The 22,674-nt window shown below is 60.2% G+C and carries 20 protein-coding genes; 10 read left to right on the top strand and 10 right to left on the bottom strand.

Translation table 11 applies throughout. From position 1 onward, the window contains the following. The first annotated feature begins 14 nt into the window (after nt 1-14). The 7 genes from ihfB to LZP73_RS16250 all read left to right on the top strand — a co-directional run bounded on the left by ihfB (nt 15) and on the right by LZP73_RS16250 (nt 6,064). Nucleotides 15-302 (top strand): integration host factor subunit beta, encoded by a 288-nt coding sequence (ihfB, locus tag LZP73_RS16280; protein ID WP_169562459.1) that lies wholly within the window; start codon nt 15-17, stop codon nt 300-302. A gap of 122 nt (nt 303-424) precedes the next feature. Then, nucleotides 425-700, top strand: a complete 276-nt coding sequence (locus LZP73_RS16275; RefSeq protein ID WP_169562460.1) for a LapA family protein — start codon at nt 425-427, stop codon at nt 698-700. A 1-nt stretch (nt 701) separates the two neighbouring features. Further along, nucleotides 702-1,862, top strand: coding sequence for a lipopolysaccharide assembly protein LapB (gene lapB / locus LZP73_RS16270; protein WP_234236024.1), 1,161 nt, complete (start codon nt 702-704; stop codon nt 1,860-1,862). 55 nt (nt 1,863-1,917) lie between these two features. After that, nucleotides 1,918-2,625: an orotidine-5'-phosphate decarboxylase gene (gene pyrF / locus LZP73_RS16265; RefSeq protein WP_234236023.1), complete on the top strand. Its 708-nt coding sequence runs from the start codon at nt 1,918-1,920 to the stop codon at nt 2,623-2,625. Nucleotides 2,626-2,729: 104 nt separating this feature from the next. Further along, nucleotides 2,730-3,533, top strand: coding sequence for an SDR family oxidoreductase (locus tag LZP73_RS16260; RefSeq protein ID WP_234236022.1), 804 nt, complete (start codon nt 2,730-2,732; stop codon nt 3,531-3,533). A gap of 56 nt (nt 3,534-3,589) precedes the next feature. Next, nucleotides 3,590-4,135 carry a DUF2058 domain-containing protein gene (locus LZP73_RS16255; protein ID WP_169562464.1) on the top strand — a complete coding sequence of 182 codons (546 nt, stop codon included), beginning with the start codon at nt 3,590-3,592 and terminating at the stop codon, nt 4,133-4,135. A gap of 171 nt (nt 4,136-4,306) precedes the next feature. Further along, on the top strand, nt 4,307-6,064 hold the full coding sequence (locus LZP73_RS16250; RefSeq protein WP_234236021.1) for an acyl-CoA dehydrogenase C-terminal domain-containing protein: 1,758 nt from the start codon (nt 4,307-4,309) through the stop codon (nt 6,062-6,064). A gap of 68 nt (nt 6,065-6,132) precedes the next feature. On the opposite strand, the gene dacB is transcribed toward LZP73_RS16250, so the two are convergent. Beyond that, nucleotides 6,133-7,704, bottom strand: coding sequence for a D-alanyl-D-alanine carboxypeptidase/D-alanyl-D-alanine endopeptidase (gene dacB, locus LZP73_RS16245; RefSeq protein ID WP_234236020.1), 1,572 nt, complete (start codon nt 7,702-7,704; stop codon nt 6,133-6,135). Nucleotides 7,705-8,079: 375 nt separating this feature from the next. Here dacB and LZP73_RS16240 point away from each other — a divergent pair, with 375 nt between their 5' ends. From LZP73_RS16240 to LZP73_RS16230, 3 genes are all read left to right on the top strand, one after another. After that, nucleotides 8,080-8,412, top strand: coding sequence for a DUF1904 domain-containing protein (locus LZP73_RS16240; protein ID WP_234236019.1), 333 nt, complete (start codon nt 8,080-8,082; stop codon nt 8,410-8,412). A gap of 10 nt (nt 8,413-8,422) precedes the next feature. Next, the gene (gene pssA / locus LZP73_RS16235) at nt 8,423-9,736 is read left to right on the top strand and encodes a CDP-diacylglycerol--serine O-phosphatidyltransferase (RefSeq protein ID WP_234236018.1); all 1,314 of its coding nucleotides are present in this window, start codon (nt 8,423-8,425) and stop codon (nt 9,734-9,736) included. Between the two features lie 131 nt (nt 9,737-9,867). Next, nucleotides 9,868-10,692, top strand: a complete 825-nt coding sequence (locus LZP73_RS16230; RefSeq protein WP_234236017.1) for a tRNA-uridine aminocarboxypropyltransferase — start codon at nt 9,868-9,870, stop codon at nt 10,690-10,692. Between the two features lie 3 nt (nt 10,693-10,695). On the opposite strand, the gene LZP73_RS16225 is transcribed toward LZP73_RS16230, so the two are convergent. The 9 genes from LZP73_RS16225 to nuoF are packed head-to-tail and all read right to left on the bottom strand — an operon-like array spanning nt 10,696 to nt 22,662. Beyond that, nucleotides 10,696-12,258 (bottom strand): NADH-quinone oxidoreductase subunit N, encoded by a 1,563-nt coding sequence (locus tag LZP73_RS16225; RefSeq protein WP_234236016.1) that lies wholly within the window; start codon nt 12,256-12,258, stop codon nt 10,696-10,698. After that, the gene (locus tag LZP73_RS16220; protein ID WP_234236015.1) at nt 12,255-13,826 is read right to left on the bottom strand and encodes a complex I subunit 4 family protein; all 1,572 of its coding nucleotides are present in this window, start codon (nt 13,824-13,826) and stop codon (nt 12,255-12,257) included. The genes LZP73_RS16225 and LZP73_RS16220 overlap by 4 nt, the downstream gene beginning before the upstream one ends. Then, a complete protein-coding gene (nuoL, locus tag LZP73_RS16215) occupies nt 13,823-15,652 on the bottom strand; it encodes an NADH-quinone oxidoreductase subunit L (RefSeq protein ID WP_234236014.1) in 1,830 nt (609 codons plus the stop codon). Before nuoL ends, LZP73_RS16220 begins: the two co-directional genes overlap by 4 nt. Before the next feature lies 1 nt (nt 15,653). Further along, complete coding sequence (gene nuoK / locus LZP73_RS16210) at nt 15,654-16,181, bottom strand: NADH-quinone oxidoreductase subunit NuoK (protein WP_234236013.1); 528 nt, start codon at nt 16,179-16,181, stop codon at nt 15,654-15,656. Further along, nucleotides 16,178-16,840, bottom strand: coding sequence for an NADH-quinone oxidoreductase subunit J family protein (locus LZP73_RS16205; RefSeq protein WP_234236012.1), 663 nt, complete (start codon nt 16,838-16,840; stop codon nt 16,178-16,180). The genes nuoK and LZP73_RS16205 overlap by 4 nt, the downstream gene beginning before the upstream one ends. Next, nucleotides 16,837-17,352, bottom strand: a complete 516-nt coding sequence (gene nuoI, locus LZP73_RS16200) for an NADH-quinone oxidoreductase subunit NuoI (protein WP_234236011.1) — start codon at nt 17,350-17,352, stop codon at nt 16,837-16,839. Before nuoI ends, LZP73_RS16205 begins: the two co-directional genes overlap by 4 nt. Nucleotides 17,353-17,374: 22 nt before the next feature. Next, nucleotides 17,375-18,328, bottom strand: coding sequence for an NADH-quinone oxidoreductase subunit NuoH (nuoH, locus tag LZP73_RS16195; protein ID WP_234236010.1), 954 nt, complete (start codon nt 18,326-18,328; stop codon nt 17,375-17,377). After that, the gene (gene nuoG / locus LZP73_RS16190) at nt 18,321-21,338 is read right to left on the bottom strand and encodes an NADH-quinone oxidoreductase subunit NuoG (RefSeq protein WP_234236009.1); all 3,018 of its coding nucleotides are present in this window, start codon (nt 21,336-21,338) and stop codon (nt 18,321-18,323) included. Before nuoG ends, nuoH begins: the two co-directional genes overlap by 8 nt. Beyond that, complete coding sequence (nuoF, locus tag LZP73_RS16185; RefSeq protein ID WP_267960219.1) at nt 21,331-22,662, bottom strand: NADH-quinone oxidoreductase subunit NuoF; 1,332 nt, start codon at nt 22,660-22,662, stop codon at nt 21,331-21,333. Before nuoF ends, nuoG begins: the two co-directional genes overlap by 8 nt. Between the last annotated feature and the right edge of the window lie 12 nt (nt 22,663-22,674).

The raw sequence follows: 22,674 nt of genomic DNA, 5'->3' as shown, positions 1-22,674 counted from the left end.
AGGGGATAGCTAGGATGACTAAATCCGAACTGATCGAAAAACTCGCCACCAGGCAGTCGCAACTGTCGGCGAAAGAGGTTGAAGGGGCCATCAAAGAGATGTTGGAGCAAATGGCGACAACATTGGAAGGCGGAGATCGTATCGAGATCCGTGGCTTTGGTAGCTTCTCGCTTCATTATCGTGCACCTCGTACCGGCCGCAATCCCAAGACAGGTACCTCTGTCGAATTGGATGGCAAGTATGTCCCGCACTTTAAGCCAGGCAAAGAACTGCGCGAACGGGTTGATGCTGTTAATCAGTGATTAATGCCAATAAAAAAAGCCTCCGTCAGGGGGCTTTTTTGTGCCTATTGAAAGGCAAAGCTGGTCAGCTCAGTAAATTTCTTGGATAATCATCGTATTGAAACGCGTGTAGGGAGTGTGGCGTGAAATCATTTGTCGCAACTGTGTTGGTGGCCTTGTTATTCTTTCTGGCATTGATCTTCGGCGCCCGCAACGAGCAGCTGGTGACCATCAGCTATTTTGTCGCTCAGGGAGAGTACAGATTACCCGTGGTGCTCGCCTGTGTCTTCCTGGCCGGCTTCGCCATAAGTTGGTTATTCGCCTTCTATTACATCACCCGCATGAAGCTGGCATTGAGGGCCGCCAGGAAAAGAATCCAAGTCTTAGAGGCTAAGGATCCCAAGGACACGGCAGCTTAATATGCTAGAGATCCTCTTTCTGTTGTTACCCATAGCCGCCGGATATGGCTGGTATATGGGACGACGGAGCATAAGACAGAATCAGACCAATCAGCGTAAAAAGCTCAGCCGGGATTATTTCACCGGCCTGAATTTCCTTCTGTCCAACGAATCGGACAAGGCCGTCGACCTCTTCATCAGCATGTTGGATGTCGACGACGAGACCATAGACACACACCTTGCCCTCGGCTCGCTATTCCGTAAGCGTGGCGAGGTCGACCGCTCCATCCGGATCCACCAGAACCTGATCGCCAGACCCAGCCTGACCAACGAGCAGCGCGATGTCGCCATGATGGAGCTGGGCAAAGATTACCTGGCCGCAGGTTTCTACGACAGGGCCGAGGAAATCTTTCTCAACCTGGTCAGCCAGGAAGATCACAGCGAAGAATCCGAGACCCAGCTCATCGCCATCTACCAGGTCACCAAGGAATGGCAGAAGGCGATAGACATCACCAAGCGGCTGAGCCGCAAGCGGCAACAGACCCTCAAGCCCATCACGGCGCATTTCTACTGCCAGCTGGCCGATGAGGCGACGGATAAGGCCGACAAGCTGAAGAAGCTGCAACTGGCACTGAAACAGGATGCCGCCTGTGGCCGGGCCCTGCTGTCCCTGGCCAAGGCGTGCCTGGAGAGCCAAGACTACACCCAGTGCAAGCAGATGCTGCAGGCGCTCAAGAGTGCCGACATAGATCTGTTCGGCGACGCCTTGGCCACGGCCAAACAGGTCTACCGCGACACTCAGGATGACGAAGGTTATCAGGAGTTATTGGCCGCTGCCATGGCTGCCGGCGCCGGCGCTTCTGTGGTGGTGGCATTGGCGCAGCACCTGATCGCCAAGGGCGAGCCCAAGGCCGCCGAGACCCTGGTGCTGGACTCTCTCTACCGTCACCCGACCATGAAGGGGTTTCAGCACCTGATGCAGATGCACCTGCGCCAGGCGGAAGATGGCCAGGCCAAGCAAAGTTTGACTATGCTTGAACACTTGGTCGAGCAACAGATCAAGTACCGTCCTGGTTATCGCTGTAAGGAGTGTGGTTTCCCATCCCATGCACTTTACTGGCATTGTCCTTCCTGCAAGAACTGGGGCAGTATCAAGCGAATACGCGGACTCGATGGTGAATAGCGCAAGACATGCCTGCAATTAACGACAACATACAAGATATCCCGCTGGAGACAAGATGATAGACAAGACGACAGACAAGCCCATTCTGGTAGCCCTGGATTATGATGATAAGGCGGCCGCCTTGCAGTTGTGTGACAAGTTGGACCCTGCCATGTGTCGTCTCAAGGTTGGCAAGGAAATGTTCACCCTGTTTGGGCCGCAATTGGTCAAAGACATTCACGACAGGGGCTTCGACTTGTTCCTGGATCTCAAGTTTCATGACATTCCCAATACCGTCGCCAAGGCGGTAGCGGCCGCGGCCGAGCTTGGCGTCTGGATGACCAATGTCCATGCCAGCGGCGGCCTGGCCATGATGCAGGCGGCCAAGGCCGCCTTGGCACCTTATGGCAAAGACGCGCCGCTGCTGATCGCCGTCACTGTGCTGACCTCCATGAGCGATGCCGATCTCAAGCTTATCGGCATTGAAGTGCCGGCCGCCGAGCAGGTACTGAGGCTGGCGGGTTTGACCCAGCAGGCCGGGCTCGACGGCGTGGTGTGCTCGGCGCAGGAAGCGAGCTTGCTGAAATCCCAGTTTGGCCGTGAGTTCAAGCTCGTCACTCCTGGGATCCGTCCCGTGGGCAGCGAGGTGGGCGATCAGCATAGGGTGATGACGCCGCCACAGGCCATAGCGGCAGGCTCGGATTATCTGGTCATAGGCAGGCCCATCACCAAGGCGGCCGATCCACTGGCGGCATTGAATGCCATACATGGATCTTTGAGTTAGGCGGAGGCTGTCGGTCAGGGCATTGGGCCGCTAGACTCATAGCTGGCAGTCAGTGACAAGAGACAAGGGACAGGGGACAAGGGAAAGAGGACAAGGAGACTGAGATGTTTGATTACCAAGGTAAGAAAGTTGTCGTCATAGGCGGCACCAGCGGCATCAACCTCGCCATTGCATTGGCCTTCGCCGGGGCCGGCGCCAGCGTCGCCGTGGCCAGTCGCAGCCAGACCAAGGTCGATGCCGCCTTGGCCCAGTTGCAACTGGCGAATCCGAACGGTCACCATCTCGGGGTCAGTTTGGACGTGCGCGATCTCGAGGGCCTCAAGGCCGGCTTTGCCGACATAGCCGCGGCCTTCCACCACATAGACGTGCTCGTCAGCGGCGCCGCCGGCAACTTTCCCGCGAGCGCGGCCAACCTATCGGAGAATGGCTTCAAGTCTGTGATGGACATAGACTTGCTCGGCAGTTTCCAGGTGCTCAAGCAGGCCTATCCCTTACTCAGGCGGCCCAAGGGCTGCATAATACAGATCTCGGCGCCCCAGGCCTTCATCGCCATGCCGATGCAGGTCCATGTGTGCGCCGCCAAGGCCGGGGTCGACATGCTGACCCGCACTCTGGCGATGGAGTGGGGCGCCGAAGGCTTGCGCATCAACTCCATAGTGCCTGGCCCCATTGCCGGGACCGAAGGTTTCAATCGCCTGGCGCCGGGTGAGAAATTGCAAGCTCAGGTGGCCCAGAGCGTGCCGCTCAAACGCAACGGCACAGGGGATGACATAGCCAATGCGGCGCTGTTTCTGGCATCGGATCTGGCGAGCTATATCACAGGGGCTGTGGTGCCGGTCGACGGCGGCTGGTCTCTGGGCGGCGCCAGCAGTGCCATGGCGGCATTGGGGGCTTTGGCGGCCAAATAACTGTGATAAAATAGCGCACAGCGGACACAAATAGTTTATTGAGATAGGTAATAAAGATGGCCAATGCATTACAGGAACAGCTGCTCAAGGCTGGGCTGGCGAGTAAACAGAAAGCACGGGACGTGAAGACCCAAAAACGCCGTGACAAGAAATCCAAGGTCGACGATGGCTCGGCGGCATTGAAGCAGGAAATTGCCGCCCGTAAGCAGCAGCAGGCCGAGAAAGATAAGGCGCTCAACGAACAGCGTTTCCGCGAGGCGAGCGAGAAGGGCCAGGTGCGGGGCCTCATCACAGAATTCACCAAGTTTGCCATCAAGCTCCCCAGCCATGCCGAGGTCAAATTCAACTATACCCTGGAGAATAAGATTTACTCCGTCTATCTGGATGACAAGTTGCAGGGCGAATTGCTCAAGGGGCAGCTGGGCATAGTCAGGTATGAAGACAAGAGCTACCTGGTGCCCCATAAATTGGCGGAGCGGGTTAAGTTGTTGGTGCCTCAGTGGTGCGGTTATCTCTGGACCCAGGAGGATAACAGTCAGGCCCAAGTGGTCGAAGACGATCCCTATGCAGATTATGCCATTCCTGACGATCTCATGTGGTAAGGCGCCGCCTCATATGAGGCCGATGCAGTAAGAGTGTCTCTCGAGCCCCGGGTATTCCCCGGGGCTTTTCTTTTAGCGCGACTCATTCAGTGCGGCTTGCCGGATTGCGTTATGGACTGAACTGGTATAAATTAAAACAACTGTTTAAATCTCCCGTTTGAGAGCCGAAGGATGAATCCATACCAAGCCCCATTGACCGACATGCGTTTCCTGTTAGAACAGGTCTTCGCCGCGCCCGATACCTGGGCGGCCTTGCCCGCCGTTGCCGAAGCCGTCGACCTGGACACAGCGCTGGCCATCCTGGAGGAGGCGGCCAAGATCAGCAGCGAGCTGATCCACCCACTCAATCGCAGCGGCGATGAGCAAGGGGTGTTGCATCAGGGCGATAAGGTGATAACCCCGGATGGCTTCAAGGCCGTGTATGAGCAATATTCCCAGGGCGGCTGGGTCGGCCTGTGCGGTGAGCCTGAATTCGGCGGCATGGGCATGCCCAAGATGCTCGGCGTCCTGGTCGACGAGATGGCCTACAGCGCCTGCAACGCCTTCACCCTGTACGGCTCGCTGACGGCGGGCGCCGCCCTCTGCATCAAGGCCCATGGCAGTGAAACCCTCAAGCAAACCTATCTGCCCAAGCTCTACTCGGGCGAATGGTCGGGTGCCATGGATATGACTGAGCCCCAGGCCGGCTCGGATCTGCGCAACATACGCACCCGCGCCGTGCCCCAGGACGATGGCAGTTATCTCATCAATGGCAGCAAGATCTTCATCACGGGTGGCGATCATGACTTGACAGCCAATGTGATCCACCTGGTATTGGCAAAATTGCCGGGATCTCAGGGCATTTCGCTATTCCTGGTACCTAAGTTGAGCGTCGATGTTAAGGGTGAGCTCGGCGGCAGCAACGGCGTCAGTGTCGGCGCCATAGAACATAAGATGGGCCTGAAAGCCTCGGCCACCTGTGTGATGAACTTCGACGATGCCAGGGGTTACCTGATAGGCGAGGCGGATCGCGGCCTGGTGTGCATGTTTACCATGATGAACTATGAGCGTCTGGCGATCGGTATCCAGGGGCTGGGCAGTGCCCAGGCCGGCTATCAGATGGCGGCAGATTACGCCAAGGAAAGACAACAGGGGATTGCCGCCGGCGGCTCGCCCACCGGCAGCACTTCGGATCCTATCCTGGTGCATGGTGACGTGCGGCGCATGCTGTTGACCATACGTGCCATGACAGAGGCCGGTCGGGCATTGGCCGTCTATACGGGCCAGCAATTGGATCTGGCCAAGTATGGCGAAGGCGAGCTGCAGGCCAGGGCGGCGAAGAATGTCGGCCTGTTGACGCCGGTTGCCAAGGCCTTCCTCACGGATCGGGGCCTGGATGCCACCATAATGGCGCAGCAAGTGTTTGGCGGTCATGGCTATATTCGCGAGACAGGCATAGAGCAGCTGGTGCGCGATACCCGCATAGCGCAGATCTATGAGGGCACCAACGGCATCCAGGCGATAGACTTCCTCGGCCGCAAGACCACGGGTGACGATCTGGCGGCCCTGACGGCCTTCGTTGGCGATCTGCGGACTCAGATTGGCGATCTCAGCCGGGTCGAACCGGCCCACAAGCAGGCAGTGACTGAACGCCTGGATAGCCTGCTCGCTGCCGCCGACTATATCAATCGGCATAAGCGCAGCCAGCCGGCATTGGTGAATGCCTGCGCCGTCGATTTTCTCGACGCCTTCGGTTATAGCCTGTACGGTTTCTACTGGCTGCTGATGGCGGATGCGGCGGCGGTTCATCCGGACTCCGACTTCGGCGCCCAGAAGCGCTATCTGGCGAATTTCTATTTCGACAAGCTATTGCCCAAGGCAGACTGGCATCTGGCTCAGGTCAATGCGGGCGACAGCGCCATCATGGCGATGCCGGCGGAATTTTTCTGAGCTTTGGCCCTGACCGAAAAAGCACTCGTTAGAGTGCTTTTTTATGTCGGCGGGCGCGGTTGGCTGGGTCATTCGGCCGCCGGCTGACCCAGTTGCTTGTCTTGCGCCTTGCCTGGGCGCTCGGCCTTGCCAAGACGCCTGTCATGTCCTTCGTCGTGCTCCAGCGAGTCGATCAGCCGCTGCAGGAATAAGGCGCCGAATGGGGCCTGCTGTTGCTGCTTCGCCTGGGGGCTGAGGCCATTCTCCAATACCACCACCAGATAATCTTTGTTGGCCCCCAAGCGCACGAAACCGGCGAGATTGGCGACCCCCTGCATGGAGCCCGTCTTGGCGATGACATGTTGTTTCAACGGCGCCCTGGTGTAATGCCTGCCGTATCTGAGGGTGCCGCTGACCCCCGCCACCGGCAAGGAGTCGAGCAAGTCCTTGAAGCGGGCGTCTGTGTACATGAGGCCGAGCACGGCGGCGAGTTGACTGGCGCTGAGCAGGTTATAGCGCGACAGGCCCGAGCCATCGACGAGCTGGGCGCCGGAGAGATCTATGCCCAGTGTCGTGAGTATCTTGCGCATGGCGGCGACGCCGTTGTCGAAATTTCCCGCCTGATGGTAGACACTCTCGCCCAATTGCTTCAGTAGACTGTCGGCGATGAGGTTATCTGAATCGAGCAGCATGGTATCGAGCAGCTCGGGCAGCGGCGCCGAGCTATGGCTGGCGAGCAGGCTGACGCCATTGGGCAGGCGCTGCAACAATCCCAGTTGGCCGCTTAAACCCAGTCCCTGAGCCTGACTCAGTTGCAGCAGGGTTTCCTGGGCAAACACTCCGGGATCCGTGACGGCGATCGCCAGGGGCAGGGGTTGCCGGCCCTTATGGCAGCCGTCGATATGATAGCTGTTGTTCGCCAGTCGCTGCAGCGCCAGGTTACAGAAGGGCCGTTTGGCCTGGGTGTCGAACACGGCATCGCTGCTGATGCGCACCGGCAGATAGTCGGCGAATCTCACCCTGCTTGGGAGGCTGGCCGGACTGCCTGTCTGACCGCCGCCATGGCTGGGCTGCAGCTGCCCCTGGATGCAGTTCTTGTCTATGATGAAGCTCGACACAGGGGCCGCAAAACAGATACCGAGATCGTCCCATACCCAACCCGGCGCCTGCAGTTGTGCCTGCTTGCTGCCGACCAGATAGATATTGCCTTGGATGCGTTTCAGGGCCGGTGCCAGGGCCTGGCTCCTTGGCCCCGTGACTTGTTTGAGCAGCAACCGCAGATCCTCGCGGGTCAGGCTGGGATCGCCGCTGAAACTGATATAGAGGTTGCCCTCGAGTATGCCTTCCCTCGGCTGGGCATCGGCATAGATCTGGGTCTGAAAGCGGAAGTTTTTCCCCAGCTGCGCCATGGACGCCACGGCGGTCAGCAACTTCTGGGTACTGGCGGGCAACAGCAGGGTGTCGGCATTCTGGCTGAGAATGGCATCGCTATGCCCGGCTGCCATAGGCCTCACCAGGAGTGCCGTCTGCGACTGGGGGGGATTGATGGCGCTCAATAACCGGCTTAAATCCGGGGTCGAGCCTGCAGACGCCCAGCCGCTGCTCAGTGCCCAGCCGAGGATGCAGGCCGAGGCCAGAGTCCGGGGATGCTTTGGAGTCACATTATTGTCCCTGTTGATTTGTTATGCCATGCCGGCTGGTCTGTTGCCGATTGGCGCGGCGTCATTGTTATCTCAGTTTCCCTGGGTCGAATGCCTTGAGTGTAGCCTGAAATGCCTTCCCGGGAGAGTGACATTTTCCTTACCCGGACGCCGGCGGCGGCACAACTTGGGGTGATACGGCCCCTGTGGCGGGCGGCATGGCTATTTTACAAGCAAAACCACGGCCTTATCCTGTGCTTTAGCGAGAAAAGCCTTGCCCGCGGCCGGTGAAGTCGGTAATTTCTATCCCCTCATGATTCTCGGTAGTGATTCTCTATTCGGCGACGTCGGTGACAGTCGTGCTAGAGCCTGTGTCTGAGCCCAAGGAGCCGCTTCATGCCCCATATACGAATGCGTGGTTTGCCTGAAGAGGCGGTCGCAGACATCAGCCGGCATCTGTTGGATGAATTGGCGAACCTGTGTGGCACCAAGGCGGAAAATTTTACCCTGGAGTGGATCCCCAGCCGCAGTTATCGCAGCGGCGAGCTTGAGCTTGGCTTCACCCAAGTCGAAGTGCTCTGGTTTCCCAAAGACAGGCAAACACATCACAGGGTGGAGCAGCTTATCAGGCAGGCGGTCGGCCGGGCGCATCCCGGCCTCGAACGCCTGGCGGTGATGTTTTTCACCCTGGATCCCTGTGCCTACTACCGAGACGGTCAGCATTTTTAAGGAGGATACCTTGCTCGAGAAGCTAGGTGGAATACCCATACAGGCCAGTGCATTAAACTGGCTGCTAACACCGGGCCAATTTAAGGCCGAGCTACTGGCGCGCATCGCCAAGGCAACCAAGGCCATCACCCTGGCCGCCCTTTATCTCGAAGATGATGAGGCGGGGCGGGAGATTTTGGCGGCCTTGATGGCTGCCAAGGCCGCCAATCCGGCGCTGGACATCAAGGTGTTGGTGGATTTTCACCGTGCCCGTCGTGGTCTGATCGGCCATAAGGGCGATTCGGGTAACTATCTCATGTACCGCAGTGTCATGGCGGCGGCCGAACATCCGATCGAGATCCTGGGCGTGCCGGTGAAGTCCCGTGAATTCATGGGGGTGCTGCACCTTAAAGGTTTCATCATAGACGATGCGGTGATCTACAGCGGTGCCAGCCTGAACAACATCTATCTGCAACAACAGGATAAGTACAGGTTCGATCGCTATCATCTGCTCGAGTCGGCCGAACTCGCCGCCAGCATGCGCGCCATGGTCCAGACCCATCTGGTGCAAGATACGGCCGTCAGTTCCCTGACCCAGAGCGCCACCGATGAAGTCCTGCCGCCCAAACAGGAGGTGCGCAGCCTTAAGTTGCGCTTGTCCCAGGTGCGTTATGACTTCGAGGCGACACACTCGGGCAACAGAGTCACCCCCTTGCTGGGACTGGGGCGCAAGCACAATGCCCTGAACAGGGTCGTGCTGGCCTTGATCGACGAGTCCAGAGAGTCACTGTTCATCTGTACCCCCTATTTCAATCCGCCTTACATCCTGGTGCGGGCATTGGCCCGGCATCTGCGCAAGGGAAAACGCATAGACATAGTGGTGGGTGACAAGACGGCGAATGATTTTTATATTCCGCCGGAGCAGGAATTTTCCACCATAGGCGCCTTGCCCTATATGTATGAGCAGTCACTGCGCAAGTTCGCCAAGCGGCATCAGTGGGCGGTCGATTCCGGGCAGCTCAACATCCACCTGTGGCGCCATGACAGGAATAGTTTCCATCTCAAGGGCATCAGTGCCGACGGCAACAAACACCTGATCACAGGCTCCAACCTCAATCCCAGAGCCTGGGCATTGGATCTGGAAAATGGCCTGCTGTTGCAGGATGAAACCGGCAGTTGGCAGCAGGGGTTCGCCGAGGAGCAGGCCCATATACTGGAGCATACCCAGCGCCTGTACCATTACAGCCAAATAGAGACGCTGCAGAGCTACCCGGCGCCGGTGAAGAAGCTGATGAACCGCATTCGGCGGCTCAAGGCGGATTTTCTGCTGCGCCGCATCCTCTGACCCGGGCGCATTGTGGCATTGCGGTCCTTGAGCGCCGCGGTGCCTGCAGCTTGGCTATGCTTGTTGAATACAGCGAATAGATCGGCAGCATCACATTCAGTGACATAGATTCAGTGACATAGAAGGCCAACATGGCAGCAGCACACTCGGTTCATCGCCTCTACCAGCATCGCAAGGCGCTTTCGACCAAGCCCTATGGCGCCAGGGGGAAAAACCTGGTCCGTTGCCAGCAATGCCTGATGGGCCAGGCCTTCTGCATCTGTAGTCATCGCAAGCCGCTGCTCAGCGGCGCCAGTTTCCTGTTGATCATGTATGACGATGAGGTGTTGAAACCGAGCAACAGCGGCAGGCTGATCGCAGACTTGATCCCCGATACCCACGCCTTCATCTGGTCGCGGACCCACATTGCCCCTGAGCTGCTGGCGATACTGCAAGATCCCCAATATCGGCCCTACCTGGTGTTTCCCGGCGAATATGCCCACCCAGATCAGCCTGTGCTGAGCCGGCTGCCGGCGCCCCGTGCTGCGGCGTCGGGGACAGAGCCTGCAACAGAGCCTGCAACAGAGCCTGCAGCAGACCCGGCCGCGTCCCGGCCCTTGTTTGTCATGCTGGATGGCAGCTGGCGCGAGGCGATAAAAATGTTTCGCAAGAGCCCTTACCTGCAGCACTTGCCCATGCTGTCTTTCGACGCCGGCACAGTGGCGGCCTATGCGCTGCGCAAGGGCAGTCGTGACTTCCAGTTCGGTACCGCCGAAGTGGCCGCCATGGCGCTGGCGGTCATGGGGGAAGAGGCTAACGCCAGGGCCCTGAACGCCTGGTTCGATTTATTTATCGAGACCTCGCTGCTATGCCGCAACAGGCGCAACCATGCCCAGTTGCAGCCCCTGACAGAGTACATAGAGGCGTTCGAACAGGCCCATGCCCTGGCACAAGAGGCCCATGCCTTGGGACGATAGGGCTCAGGGGATGAGGCTGTTGAGATAAGTGGCCAGCTGGCCTGGGAATGTGCCCAGGCCGACGATGAGCAGTATCACCAGGCTGCTCAGCAAGGTTTCTGCCAGGCCGGTCTGCCCCATGGGCAGGCTCACCCCATAGCCAGCCGTTGCCGCTGCCTTCCCGAGAACCAGGGGGTCATCCCGGCGCTCGAGCATCACCATTATCACCCTGAGGTAGTAGAAGAGGCCTATGACGCTGGCGATGACCAGGACATACAGCAGCCACCAGAGCTGCCCGGCGACGGCGGCACTGATCAGGTAAAATTTGCCGACGAATCCCAGGGTCAGGGGCACACCGGCAAAGGACAGCATGAGGAGCGCCAGCGCCGCGGCGGTCAAGGGCTTATACCAGAACAAGCCGCTGAGCTGCTCCAGGCGATTGATGTGCCGCAGACGCAGCAGGAGTGAGAAGGTCGCCGTCAGCGTCAGCAGGTAGGCGATAAGATAGAAGAGCAGTGCCTCGGTTGCCAGGCCCATTCCGGCATCGATGCCTGAGCCGGCATGCAGGGATGAGGTCGCTGTTGGCGCCTGGCCGGTCGAGTCGGGGCGGCCGAGCAGCAAGAGCGTCAGCAGCAGGTAGCCGAAATGGGCGATGGAGGAAAAGGCCAGCAGCCTGAGCAATTGCCGCTGTTGCAATGCCAGGAGATTGCCCAGCAGCATGGAGGCGGCGGCCACCAGGGCGATGAGCTGCATCAGCAAGGGATTGTCATACCAGAGCGCCATACCGAACAAACGCCACAGCAGAATAAAACTCGCCAGCTTGGAGAGCACGGCCAGCAGCGCAGTGCTCGGCAATGGCGCCCCCTCGAAGATGTCCGCCGCCCAGAGATGACATGGCACCAAAGACAGCTTGAACATCAGCCCCGTGATGATGAACACGGCCGCCGTTATGCCATAGGCAGATGCCTGGGTTTCCTGCGACCCAGGCGTGAAAACAGCAGCGAACGCCAGGCTGCCGCTCTGCAGGTAGAGCAGTGCCATGCCCATGAGGATGAGCGCCGAGGCGAGCGAAGACAACACCAGATACTTGATCCCGGCTTCCAGGCTGTCAGACAGGCTTGCCCTGTAGGAGATCAAGCCCACCAGCGACAGGCTCATCAGCTCCAACGCCAGGAAGAAGCTGGCAAAGTGGTTGCTTGCCAGCATGGCCCAACCGCCGAGGCCGGCGAGCTGAAACAGCAGGTAATATTCCTCTCTGGGTTCCTCCTGGCCCGCTAACCAGCCTGGCATTTGCGCCCAGAGAAAGATGAGCAGCAACAAGAGCAGCAGACTCAACAGGGTATTGATGGCGTCGAAGTGGAATAGGCTAGCCGAAGCGGCGGGGGCCTGGAGCAGGGCAAATTGTGCCAGGGCGGCGAGGACGAGTCCGGCGCCCGTGATGACGGCCGCCAGAGCATGGGAGCGTTTGACCGAGATGACGAGCAACAGCAATAGCGTGGCGGCCGTGACTATGATCCCCGGCAGGTAATGCGGGGTGATTCCCGCCCCGGTTCCCTGGCTGAGATAGGTGAACAACTCGATACTCATGAGGCAGCCTCCAGCAGCGCCGACAGGACGGCGTTCAGTTCGCTCAACAGGGGCTGAGGGTGCAGCCCAAGCAACAGCAGCGCCAATGCCATCATCGCCAGGGTCATGGCTTCCCTGACATTGAGATCCGCCGGGATGGCGCTGGTGCCTGCCGCTGCGGCCAAAGTGCCGCTGAGCTGCGTCTGTGAGTCGGGGCCGGTCGAGGCCAGCGCCCCAGCGGCCCTGGGCAACAGCAGCTGGCCCCAGAAACTTTGGCTGATCATCCGCAAGCAATAGATGGCCCCCAGGACCAGCCCGGATGCCGCCAGTATGCTGAAGCCGGCATGCTGCTCGAATCCGCCCAGCAGCACCAGAAACTCGGCGACAAAATTGCCCAACCCAGGCATCCCCAGGGCGGCGATGGCGAAGAAGAGTCCCATGGCGCTGAGCCTGGGCAGACATTGCCATAGGCCCCCGAGCTTATTGAGGTCCCGGGTATGCAGCCTATGCTGCAGCATGCCGACCAACACGAACAGCGCCGAGGTGCTCACCCCATGGGCCAGCATCTGCAGCATCACCCCCTGAAGGGCGAGCAGATTGAAAGAGAAGCATCCCAGCAGCACGAAGCCCATGTGGCTGACGCTCGAATAGGCCACCAGGCGTTTCATATCCGTCTGACTGAAGGCCATCACGGCGCCATAGACTATGCCTATGACCGCCAGGGTCAGCATCAGCGGGGCAAAGTAGTGGCTGGCGCTGGGAAACAGGGGCAACACGAAGCGCAGCAGGCCATAACCGCCAGTCTTGAGCAGCACGGCGGCCAGGATGACGCTCGCCGGGGTCGGCGCCTGGGTATGGGCATCGGGCAGCCAGGAATGGAAGGGGAAGGCGGGCAATTTCACCAGAAAGGCCAGGATGAAGCCGAGGCAGATCCACCTGGCCGATGCCGAGGTGATGGGCGCGGCCAGCAGGCGTTGATAGTCGAAGCTGAGCAGAGCCGTTTGCTGATAATGCACCAACACCAGGGCTATGATGCTCAGCAGCATCAGCAGGCCACCGGCCTGGGTGAAGAGGAAAAATTTGATGGCCGCATAACGCCGATTCTCATGACCCCAGATGGCGATCAGGAAATACATGGGCACCAGCATCACCTCCCAGAACAGGAAGAAGAGCAGCATGTCCATCGCCAGGAATACCCCGAGGATCCCGGCCAGGCTCCAGAGAAAGTTAAAGTAGAAGAAGCCCTTATGCTCGACTATCTCTTCCCAGGCGGAGGATAGGGCCACCAGGCCCATCAACAGGGTCAGCAACACCAGCAGCAGACTTATGTTGTCCAATGCCAGGTGCAGCTGGATGTTAAATCTGGGGATCCACTCCCAGGCGACATCCTGCAGCCAAAGGCCATACCGCAGCCCGGCCGCAGGGTCGGAGGGGCTCATCTGGGCAAGCACTTCCGGCAACAGCAGCCCCAGGCATGACAGCAGGGCAGCCAGGGCTATCCAGGCCGGCAGCCTGGCGTCGAAGCGCTCGGCATACCAGGCCAGGGCGCCGCCCATGAGTGGGAGCAAAATGAGCCAGAGTAAGATCATCCCAGTATCCCCCAAGCTATGCCGACCAGGCAGAAGAGAATGATGCTGGCGGCGTAGCCGCGCAGTTGGCCCGTTTGCAAGCGACTGGTCAGGCGGTGCAAGGCACAGGTAGCGCCGGCGAGCAGGCCATAGCCTCTGTCGATGACATCATGGCGATTGAGGTGGCTGAGGCGCACGAAGGGAGCGACAAACAGCCTCAAGTAGAGGGTATCCATGCCCCAACCACCGCGCAGGAATAGCACCCAGGGTGTCAGCCTTGGGCCGCTCGGACGCGTGAACACCCCAGTGCTGAACAGCCACCAGGCGAGCCCTATCCCCAGCAGCGGCAATAGCAGCGGCAGCCAGTGCTGCAGCGGGCCAAGCTGTGCCTCTGGGGCGGAAATCGACCCCTGCAGCATACTCAAGCCTTGGGGTTCTATGCCTCCCAGGAGCGCCAGCGCCGTCAAGATCAGCAATACCCAGGTCATGCTCCCGGGCAAGTCGTGGCTGAGCTGGGTCTGCTGGCGACCGAAGAAGATGAGGTAGAAGAGCCTGGCACTGTAGAGCGCCGTGATGAAGGCGCCCGTCACCGCCGCCAGCCACAGCAGAGGATGACCCGACTCGGCGGTCTTTTCGAGGATCATTTCCTTGCTGAAGAATCCCGAGGTCATGGGCAGGGAGGCCAGGGCGGCGCAGCCGACGCCGAAGGCGGCGAGCAGCAGCGGCTGCTTATTCCACAGGCCGCCCATCTTGAGGATATTCTGCTGGTGCTGCAGGCTGTAGATGAGCGAGCCCGCGGCCAGGAAGAGCAGGGCCTTGAAGAAGGCATGGGTCATCAGGTGGAATATCGCCGTGGCGGGCGCGCCGATCCCCAAGGCGAGGAACATGTAGCCCAGCTGGCTCATGGTCGAATAGGCCAGCACGCGTTTGAGATCCGTTTGCACCAGCGCCGAGCCGGCGCCGAGCAAGAGGGTCAGGCAGCCTATGGTGGCGATCAGCAGCAGCACGGCCGGGGCCAGCTCGAATAAGGGGTAGTTTCTGGCTACCAAGTAGACACCTGCGGTCACCATGGTCGCCGCATGGATCAGGGCGCTGACCGGGGTGGGACCCGCCATGGCATCGGGCAGCCAGGATTGCAGCGGCAACTGCGCCGATTTGCCGACGGCGCCGGCAAAGAGCAGCAGGCAACTCAGGCCCAGCAGCGGCTCCCCTGTGGCCCCGGCACCCAGGAGCTCGGTGGCTGCAGTTTGGATCTCGGCGATGTTGAGGCTGTTGAAGCGATAGAAGAGCAGAAATAGCCCCAGCATGAGGGCGGTATCGCCGATCCTGGTCATGAGGAAGGCCTTGTTGGCGGCGGCATTATTGGCCGGCACCTTGTACCAGAAGCCGATCAACAGATAACTGCATAGGCCAACGCCTTCCCAGCCCAGATACAGCAGGAGCAAGTTGTCGGCCAACACCAAGATCAGCATGGCGGCGACGAATAGATTCAGGTAGGCGAAGAAGCGGCTGTAGTCGGGATCGTCGCGCATATAGCTGGCAGAGAAGAGATGGATCAGCGCGCCGACCCCGGTGATCACAGAGATCATCACCAGCGACAGGGCATCCAGGTACAGGCCCAGGCCTATCTCCAGTCTGTCTGTGTTGAGCCAGGTACCGAAGGAGGCAGTCTCGACGAAGCGCGTCTGCTGCCACAGCAGCAGCTGCAGGCCGGCGACCAGGATGGCGCTGAGCATCACGGAGCCGACGCCCAGAATAGGCGTGGCGCGTTTGCCGGGCTGCAGCAAGATCAGGGCCAGTGAGCTCAGCAGCGGCAAGAGGGGAATGGCGAGCAACATAGTGTCCATATCAGTTCCTCGTCTGGGATATTTTCTGTGTGTCTGGGTCCGGTGCCGTGACGCTTGGCCTGATTATGTCCGGAGCGACCTTTGGGCCTGCGACTGTGGCGTCTGCCTTGGACAGGTGCCCAGCTGGCATGGCAGTCTGTGGCTGCGTCTGTGCCGGCCCTGGCATGTCCGAGACTCCGCCCGAATTTCGGCCGGCGTCCTGGGCTGCGGCATCCGTGAGTTCATTGAGGGCGTCGACATCCAGGCTCGAGAGGCCGAGGCGGCCATGGACCTGTTGGCGGTGCATGCGTACCACCAATGCCAGTCCCAGGGTGACTTCGGCGGAAGCCAGGGTCAGCACCAGCAAGTACAAGATCTGGCCGTCGTTGTTGCCGTGATAGCCGGCGGCGCCAATGAAGAGCAGGGCGATGGCATTGAGCATGATCTCTATGGAGATCAGCATGAAGATCAAGTTACGCCGGCTCAGCAGGCCAAATACCCCGATGGCGAACAGGGCGAAACTCAGCAATAAGACCCTCTCTATGCTCATCTTGGATCCTCGTCGCGCTTGCCAGTGCCAGTGCCTGGCATCGGCTGGGATGTTGACCTGAGTGCTGACTGGAGTGTTGGCCGGGGCTCGGCTGCCTCTGGGGCCCTATGTGAGGGGCGGGAGACATGTATGGCCGCCACGAGCGCCGCTAACAGCAAGAGTGCCGCCAGGACAACCAGCAGCAGATAGTCACCGAACAGCAGTCGGGCCAGGGCCTTGACGGAGATGTCGCCAGGTGCCGCCAAAGCACTGCCGGCGCCGGCCCCGCCGCTCAGGGCGGCCGTTGCCTGTGCCGGCATAGCATATTCGGGAGGCAGCTGGGTGATTATCACCAGCAGCTCCAGCAGCAAGACTGCCGAGAGCAGCAGCGGGCCACGGGCCATGCTGAAGTAAAACAGCCTGCGCTCCTCGGCCAGGCTGAGCTCGCCCCTGTGCAGCATCATGGTGACGAAAACGAACAGCACCATGATGGCGCCGGCATAGATGATCACCTGCAGCGCCGCGGCGAAGGGCGAGCCCAGCATGAGGAAAATCAATGCCAGGGCGAGCATCATGGTGAGCAAGTAGAGCAGGGCATGCACTGCATTGTGGGCACTGACGGTCAGCAAGGCGGCCAGCAGGGCGAGCCCGGCGGCGACAATAAACAAGGACTCCATCATGGCAACAGGCTCCGGGTATCTATCGGGGCCCGCTCACCCACGGCGGCGCCTTTTCCCTTGCCGGCGATGGCCTTGCCACTATGACGATAGAAGTTGTAGTCGTGGTATTTCCCCGGCCCGCTGATCAGCAGGTGTTCCTTCTCGTACACCAGGTTCTGCCTGTCGTATTCGGCCATTTCGACGTCCGGGGTCAGTTGAATCGCATGGGTCGGACAGGCCTCCTCGCACAGGCCGCAGAGGATGCAGCGGGAGAAGTTGATCCTGAAGCTCTCGGCCAGCCAGCGGCCATCCGGAGCCTCGGTTTTCTGCACCGCAATGCAGTCGACGGGGCAGGCGACCGAACAGAGGTTGCAGGCGACACAGCGCTCCTCGCCGTCGGGATCCCGGGTCAAGACGATGCGGCCCCGGTATCTGGGGGCCAGGTAGGGCTTTTCCTCAGGGTACTGGACAGTGTCTGCCTTGGTGAAGGTATGTCTGAAGACAGAGATTAAGGTTCTGATTTGGCTTAACATAAATCGCTCCTCATGGTTTGCCTCAATGACCGACAGACAATTGCCACAGGGCACTGAGCAGCAGATTGACCAGCGCCAACGGCAGGAGTACGGACCAGCCGAAACGCATCAGCTGATCGTATCTGGGTCTGGGCAGTGCCGCCCGCAGCAGGATGAACAGCAAGACGAACAGGCTGGTCTTGAGGATGAACCAGGCCAGTGGCGGCAGCCAGGGGCCCTGCCAACCTCCTAAATAGAGGGTGCTGATGAAGGCCGAGATGAAGATCACCCCCAGGTATTCGCCGATGAAGAACATGCCGAATTTCATGCTGGCATACTCAGTGTGGAAGCCGGCGACTATCTCGGTTTCGGCCTCCGGCAGATCGAAGGGCGCCCTGTGGCTCTCGGCGACGCCGGCGATGAGAAACAGAACGAAGCCCAGAGGCTGGCTGAGGATAAACCATTGCTCCTCCTGGGCCGCGACTATCTCGTTCAGGCTGAAACTGCCGCTGAGAATGACTATGCCCATCAGCGCCAGTCCCATGAAGACCTCATAGGACAGCATTTGCGCCGCGGTTCTCAGAGCCCCGAGCAGGGCATATTTGCTGTTGGAGGAGAAGCCGGCGAGCATGACGCTGTAGACGGAGATCGAACTCAGGGCGAGCACGAACAAGAGGGCATTATCGAAGCTGGCGATCTGTATGTCCGGGGCGAAGGGAATGATGGCGAACCCCAGCAACATGCTGATCATCAGGATCATGGGCGCCAGCACGAACACCACCTTGTCGGCGAACGGCGGGATCCAGTCTTCCTTGGTAAATATCTTTATCATGTCGGCGACGACCTGCAACAGGCCGAAGGGGCCGACCCTGTTGGGCCCTAGCCTGTCCTGCCATAGTCCCAGGATGCGCCGTTCCAGCCAGGTCGACCAGGCTGCCGCCAGCAGGAGCAGGACTAAGATCACCAGCGGGGGGATGAATTGACTCAGACTAGTCATGCTCGCCTCCCTTTGTCCCATGGGGACCCGCAGTGACCCTGGCAAGCTGCCCCAGTCGGATGAAGACTAGGGTCGGCACCAACAGCTGTTCCCTGGCCACGGCGGCATCCAAGGTGCAGCTCAGGCAGACGTCGGCCGACTCACTGTCCCCGGGACTCGGATAGCGACTCAGGCGTATGTCATCGCCCTGGACCAGGCCCAGCTTGTCGGCAGACTCAGGATGCAGACGGACACGGGGCTCGGGCATGGCGGCGCGGATGGCGTCGCCCAGGCAGGCCAGTTCGGCATCGGCATAACGATTGGCATCGGGTGCCAGCGGCCAGACGCCGACGGGCAGAGCGGCAACAGACAGGGCGGCAGCAGAAAAGACGGCAGTGGCTGCCTCAGGCGCTGACGCTGTGACGGGAATCGCCCCCGGCTCTGTTTGGCCGGACTCTTTCTGATCTGGCTCTGTCTGACTGAAAATGCAGATGCCATGGCGCCAGCAATCGCTTGTCTGGTCCTCTATCTTTTGGTCTGCACCTGGCGCCGGATCTGTCTCAGGTTCCGGCGGCCCTTCGGACAGGCCGAGGCCGCTATCTTGGGGGCTTTGCAGCAGTGCAGTGCGGAGACTGCCCGCCTGATCCGAGTTCCACTTGGGGGACCAGGCATCGGCCGGCAACACAGAGATGATTTGCGTCCGGGCCTGGCGAAAACCTGCGACCCCTTCCATGGAATAGACATAGGGACTGCTTGGGTCCGCAGGGGGTTGCGGCTCCCTGACATGCTCGCCGGCATGGAGTGCGGTTCTGGCGCTGGCTCTCAGTGGCTGGCGGGCGATGGGAAAGGGCGACAGCGTCTTGAACTCCTGGGGTGCGGCGAAGGCATTGATGGCGGCCAATGCCGGCAGTGCTTGTGCCAACCAGGCGATCAGTTCAGATCTGCAGCGCGGCTCATCCTGAGCTTGTGCCCCGCTGAGCCATTGCCAGGCCTGGGCGCGGGCCTCGATGGCCGGCATGGCAGCGAAGGAGAATTGCAACCTGCCTTCGGCACTCAACCAACAGCCCTGGGACTCGGCGAATGAGCTGGCGGGCAACAGGAGATCCGCCATCTGCGCCGTGGGCGTCAGCTGCTGCTCTATGACTATCAGCTGTGTTACCCTGTCCAGCAGCTTATCCAGTCTGTCTTTGTCGCAGTAACGATAGAGATCTGTCTCCAGTATGATCAGTGTCTCAATCGGCTCGTCGGCGAGCCGGGACAACAGGGCATCTATGCCCAGGGGGCTTGGCGCCAGTGATTGGGCCTGGGCTATCAGGCCGAGGAAGAGATCGTTGGGGTGCCGGGTGACGCCATAGAAACCCGTTTGGGTCCTGTCATGTTGCGGCCGCGCTTGCAGCCGCTCGGCAATCTCCAGGCATAGGCGCAGCAGTTCCGGCTCGTTGCTCTGGGTGCCGCAGATGAGTACAGGCCTTCGGGCCGCGAGCAGATCTGCGACTATCTCGCCGGCCTGGGCGGACAGAAGATCAGCATGAGTTTCTGTATGGGCTCCCGCAGGGGGCGTCTGTGTCAGCTGCGCCAACACGGCCCGCAACAGTCTTAGCTGCCCCTCGAGCGGCAAGACTAAGTTTTGCTTGGCGACATCGGCCAGCTCTGTCTCGTGGCTGGCGAGGATATGCAGCGGCGAGCGCAGGCTCTGGGTCAGGTTGCGCACCGCATCGTCCTGCCATATCTGCACCCCAAACGTCTGCGCCTTGGCCTTGCCGGCGTTGCGGCTCATCTGCCGCAGCGTCAGTGCCAGCCTGGGGGCCGTATGGCTTATGTCTTCGGCTATGATGAAGGCCGCATCCGAGGCTTCAATTTCTTTCATGCTGGTTGGCTTGACCCGTCCTTGGCTATAGGCGTCACAGAGCAGCCTCAACATGACGGCCTGGGTATCCGGCACCCCGAGGTAGAAGTTGTCTTTTCCCACCAGTCGCAACAGGGCGGCGTTATTCTCTATGGTGCTGCGCGCCGAACCCAGGGCGATGCAGCCCGCCCTGGCCTGGGTGTTATCTGTTTTTTCTTGATGTGAATTATTTTGATTGACTAGTTCAGCAAGCAAGGCTTTGGCTGCCTCGGCGCCGAGTCTCTCGGTCGTCCGCTCGGCGTTGTTGCGCTGCAGCGGCTGCTCGAGTCTTTGGCTCAGGTTGACATGCTCGTAGCCGAAACGGCCGAGATCACAGAGGAAGTGGCCATTGATGGCGGCGTGGTATCTGTTGCTGATCCTTCGGACCAAGCCGCCCCGCTCGCCGACATTGATGTTGCAGCCCAGGCTGCAGTTGCTGCAGATGGCGGCGCCCGTCTGCAGATCCCACTTGCGCACATAGTGGCGCGAATAGGGCTTGTCGGTGAACACCCCGGTCGGGCAGATCTCCGCCAGGTTGCCGGCGAAGGGATTGGCGAGCATCCCGGACTCGGCGCGGCCGAAATAGAGGTGGTTTTTCGAGCCGAAGACGTCCAGATCCGTGCCGCCGGCATAGTCGCGGTAGAAGCGCACGCAACGGTAACAGGCGATGCAGCGGTTCATCTCATGGTTGAGGAAGGGCCCCAACTGCTGGTTTTTGTGGGTCCGCTTGGTGCCTGGATAACCGCGCTTGATGTGGCCGCTCATGAGTGTCATGTCCTGCAGGTGGCAGTTACCGCCTTCCTCGCATACGGGGCAATCATGGGGGTGATTGGTCATCAGGGCTTCTATGTTGGTCTTGCGGAATTGGCGCGCGGTTTCCTGTTGCAGCGAGACGCGCATTCCTTCGCTGACGGGGGTCATGCAGGCCATCACCAGCCGGCCGCTGTCGTCTTCGTCATTCTGATATTGGATGACGGCACACTGGCGGCAGGAGCCGACCGACCCCAGCGCCGGGTGCCAACAGAAATAGGGCAAGTCCAATCCCAGGCTGACACAGGCCTGCAACAGGTTTTCGCCGGCATCTACCTCATAGCGGCAGCCATCCAGGATGATGCCGACCCGGTCGGCCATGCTTTTGTCAACCATAGTGCTGTTCCCCCGCGGCAGAAGGGTGATAGGGGCAGCAACCTTGGGTGATGTGGGCTTCGAAGTCTGCCCTGAAGTACTTGAGGGCGCTCTGCAGCGGCTCGACGGCGCCGGGGGCGAGGGCGCAGAAGGTGGTACCGGGCGCGGCGAAACGGCATAAGGCCTCGAGTTGGTCGAGATCTTTGGCTTCGCCCAGGCCGGATTCCAGCTTATTGAGAAGCACTTCGGCCCAGGGCAGGCCGTCACGGCAAGGGGTACACCAGCCGCAGGATTCCTGGGCGAAGAAGCGTATCAGGTTGAGCACCATGGCGATCGGACAATAGCTGTCATCCAGCACTATCAGGGTGCCGGTGCCCAGACGGCTGCCCTGACGGCCGACGGCATCATAATCCATTGGGGTGTCCAGATGCGCCTGGGTGAGAAAGTCGGTCGAGCCGCCGCCTGGCAGATAGCCCTTGAGCGAGTAGCCGTCACACATGCCGCCGGCATGGACTTCGATGAGCTCGCGGATGGGGGTGCCCATGGGCAGTTCCCACAGTCCTGGGCGTTTGACCCTGCCACTGACACCGAAGATCTTGGTGCCGCTGTCCTGGCCCAGGCCCAGACCCAGGTACCAGTCGACACCGAAATTGATGATGTGGGGCAGGTTGCAGTAGGTTTCGACATTATTGACTATGGTAGGTTTGCCCCACAGGCCGGCGACTTGGGGGAAGGGCGGTTTGGCCCTGGGATTGGCCCGCTTGCCTTCCATGGCATTGATCAGCGCGGTTTCCTCGCCGCAGATGTAACGCCCGGCACTGGTGTGGATATGGATCTTGAACTTGGCGTTAAGGGGGCCGAGGGCCGGGTTTTCGAGGCAATGGGCCTGCCATTCGGCCAAGGCGGTTGTGAGCCGCTGCTGCGCCAGATAATAGTCGCCCCTGAGGAAGATGTAACCCGTGTCGGCGTCGAGGGTTTGGGCGGCGATCAACAGGCCTTCGATGATCTGGTGGGGCGTCTGTTCCAGCAGATACCTGTCCTTGAAGGCGCCGGGTTCCATCTCGTCGGCATTGACTATCAGGTATTTGGGGCTGGGGGCGGAGGCTCCCCTGGGCATGAAGCTCCACTTGAGCCCTGTGGGGAAACCGGCGCCGCCCCGGCCCCTGAGTTTGGAGGCGGTGATCTGCTCCAGCAGCTGCTCCTGGGTCTGGCCAAGCGCCTTCTCCAGCCCCTGATAGCCGCCCTGGGCAAGGTAGGCGGCCAAGGTCCAGCAGGCCTCACCCGGACGAATGAAGCGGGTCAGGGGCTTGGTTGGCGGCGCGGCATCCACTGGCGCATTATCCATGGGCTCATTGCC

It is taken from the genome of Shewanella sp. AS16, assembly GCF_021412365.1.
Taxonomy (GTDB): domain Bacteria; phylum Pseudomonadota; class Gammaproteobacteria; order Enterobacterales; family Shewanellaceae; genus Shewanella; species Shewanella salipaludis.
This window is presented reverse-complemented; position numbering and strand designations above follow the sequence as displayed.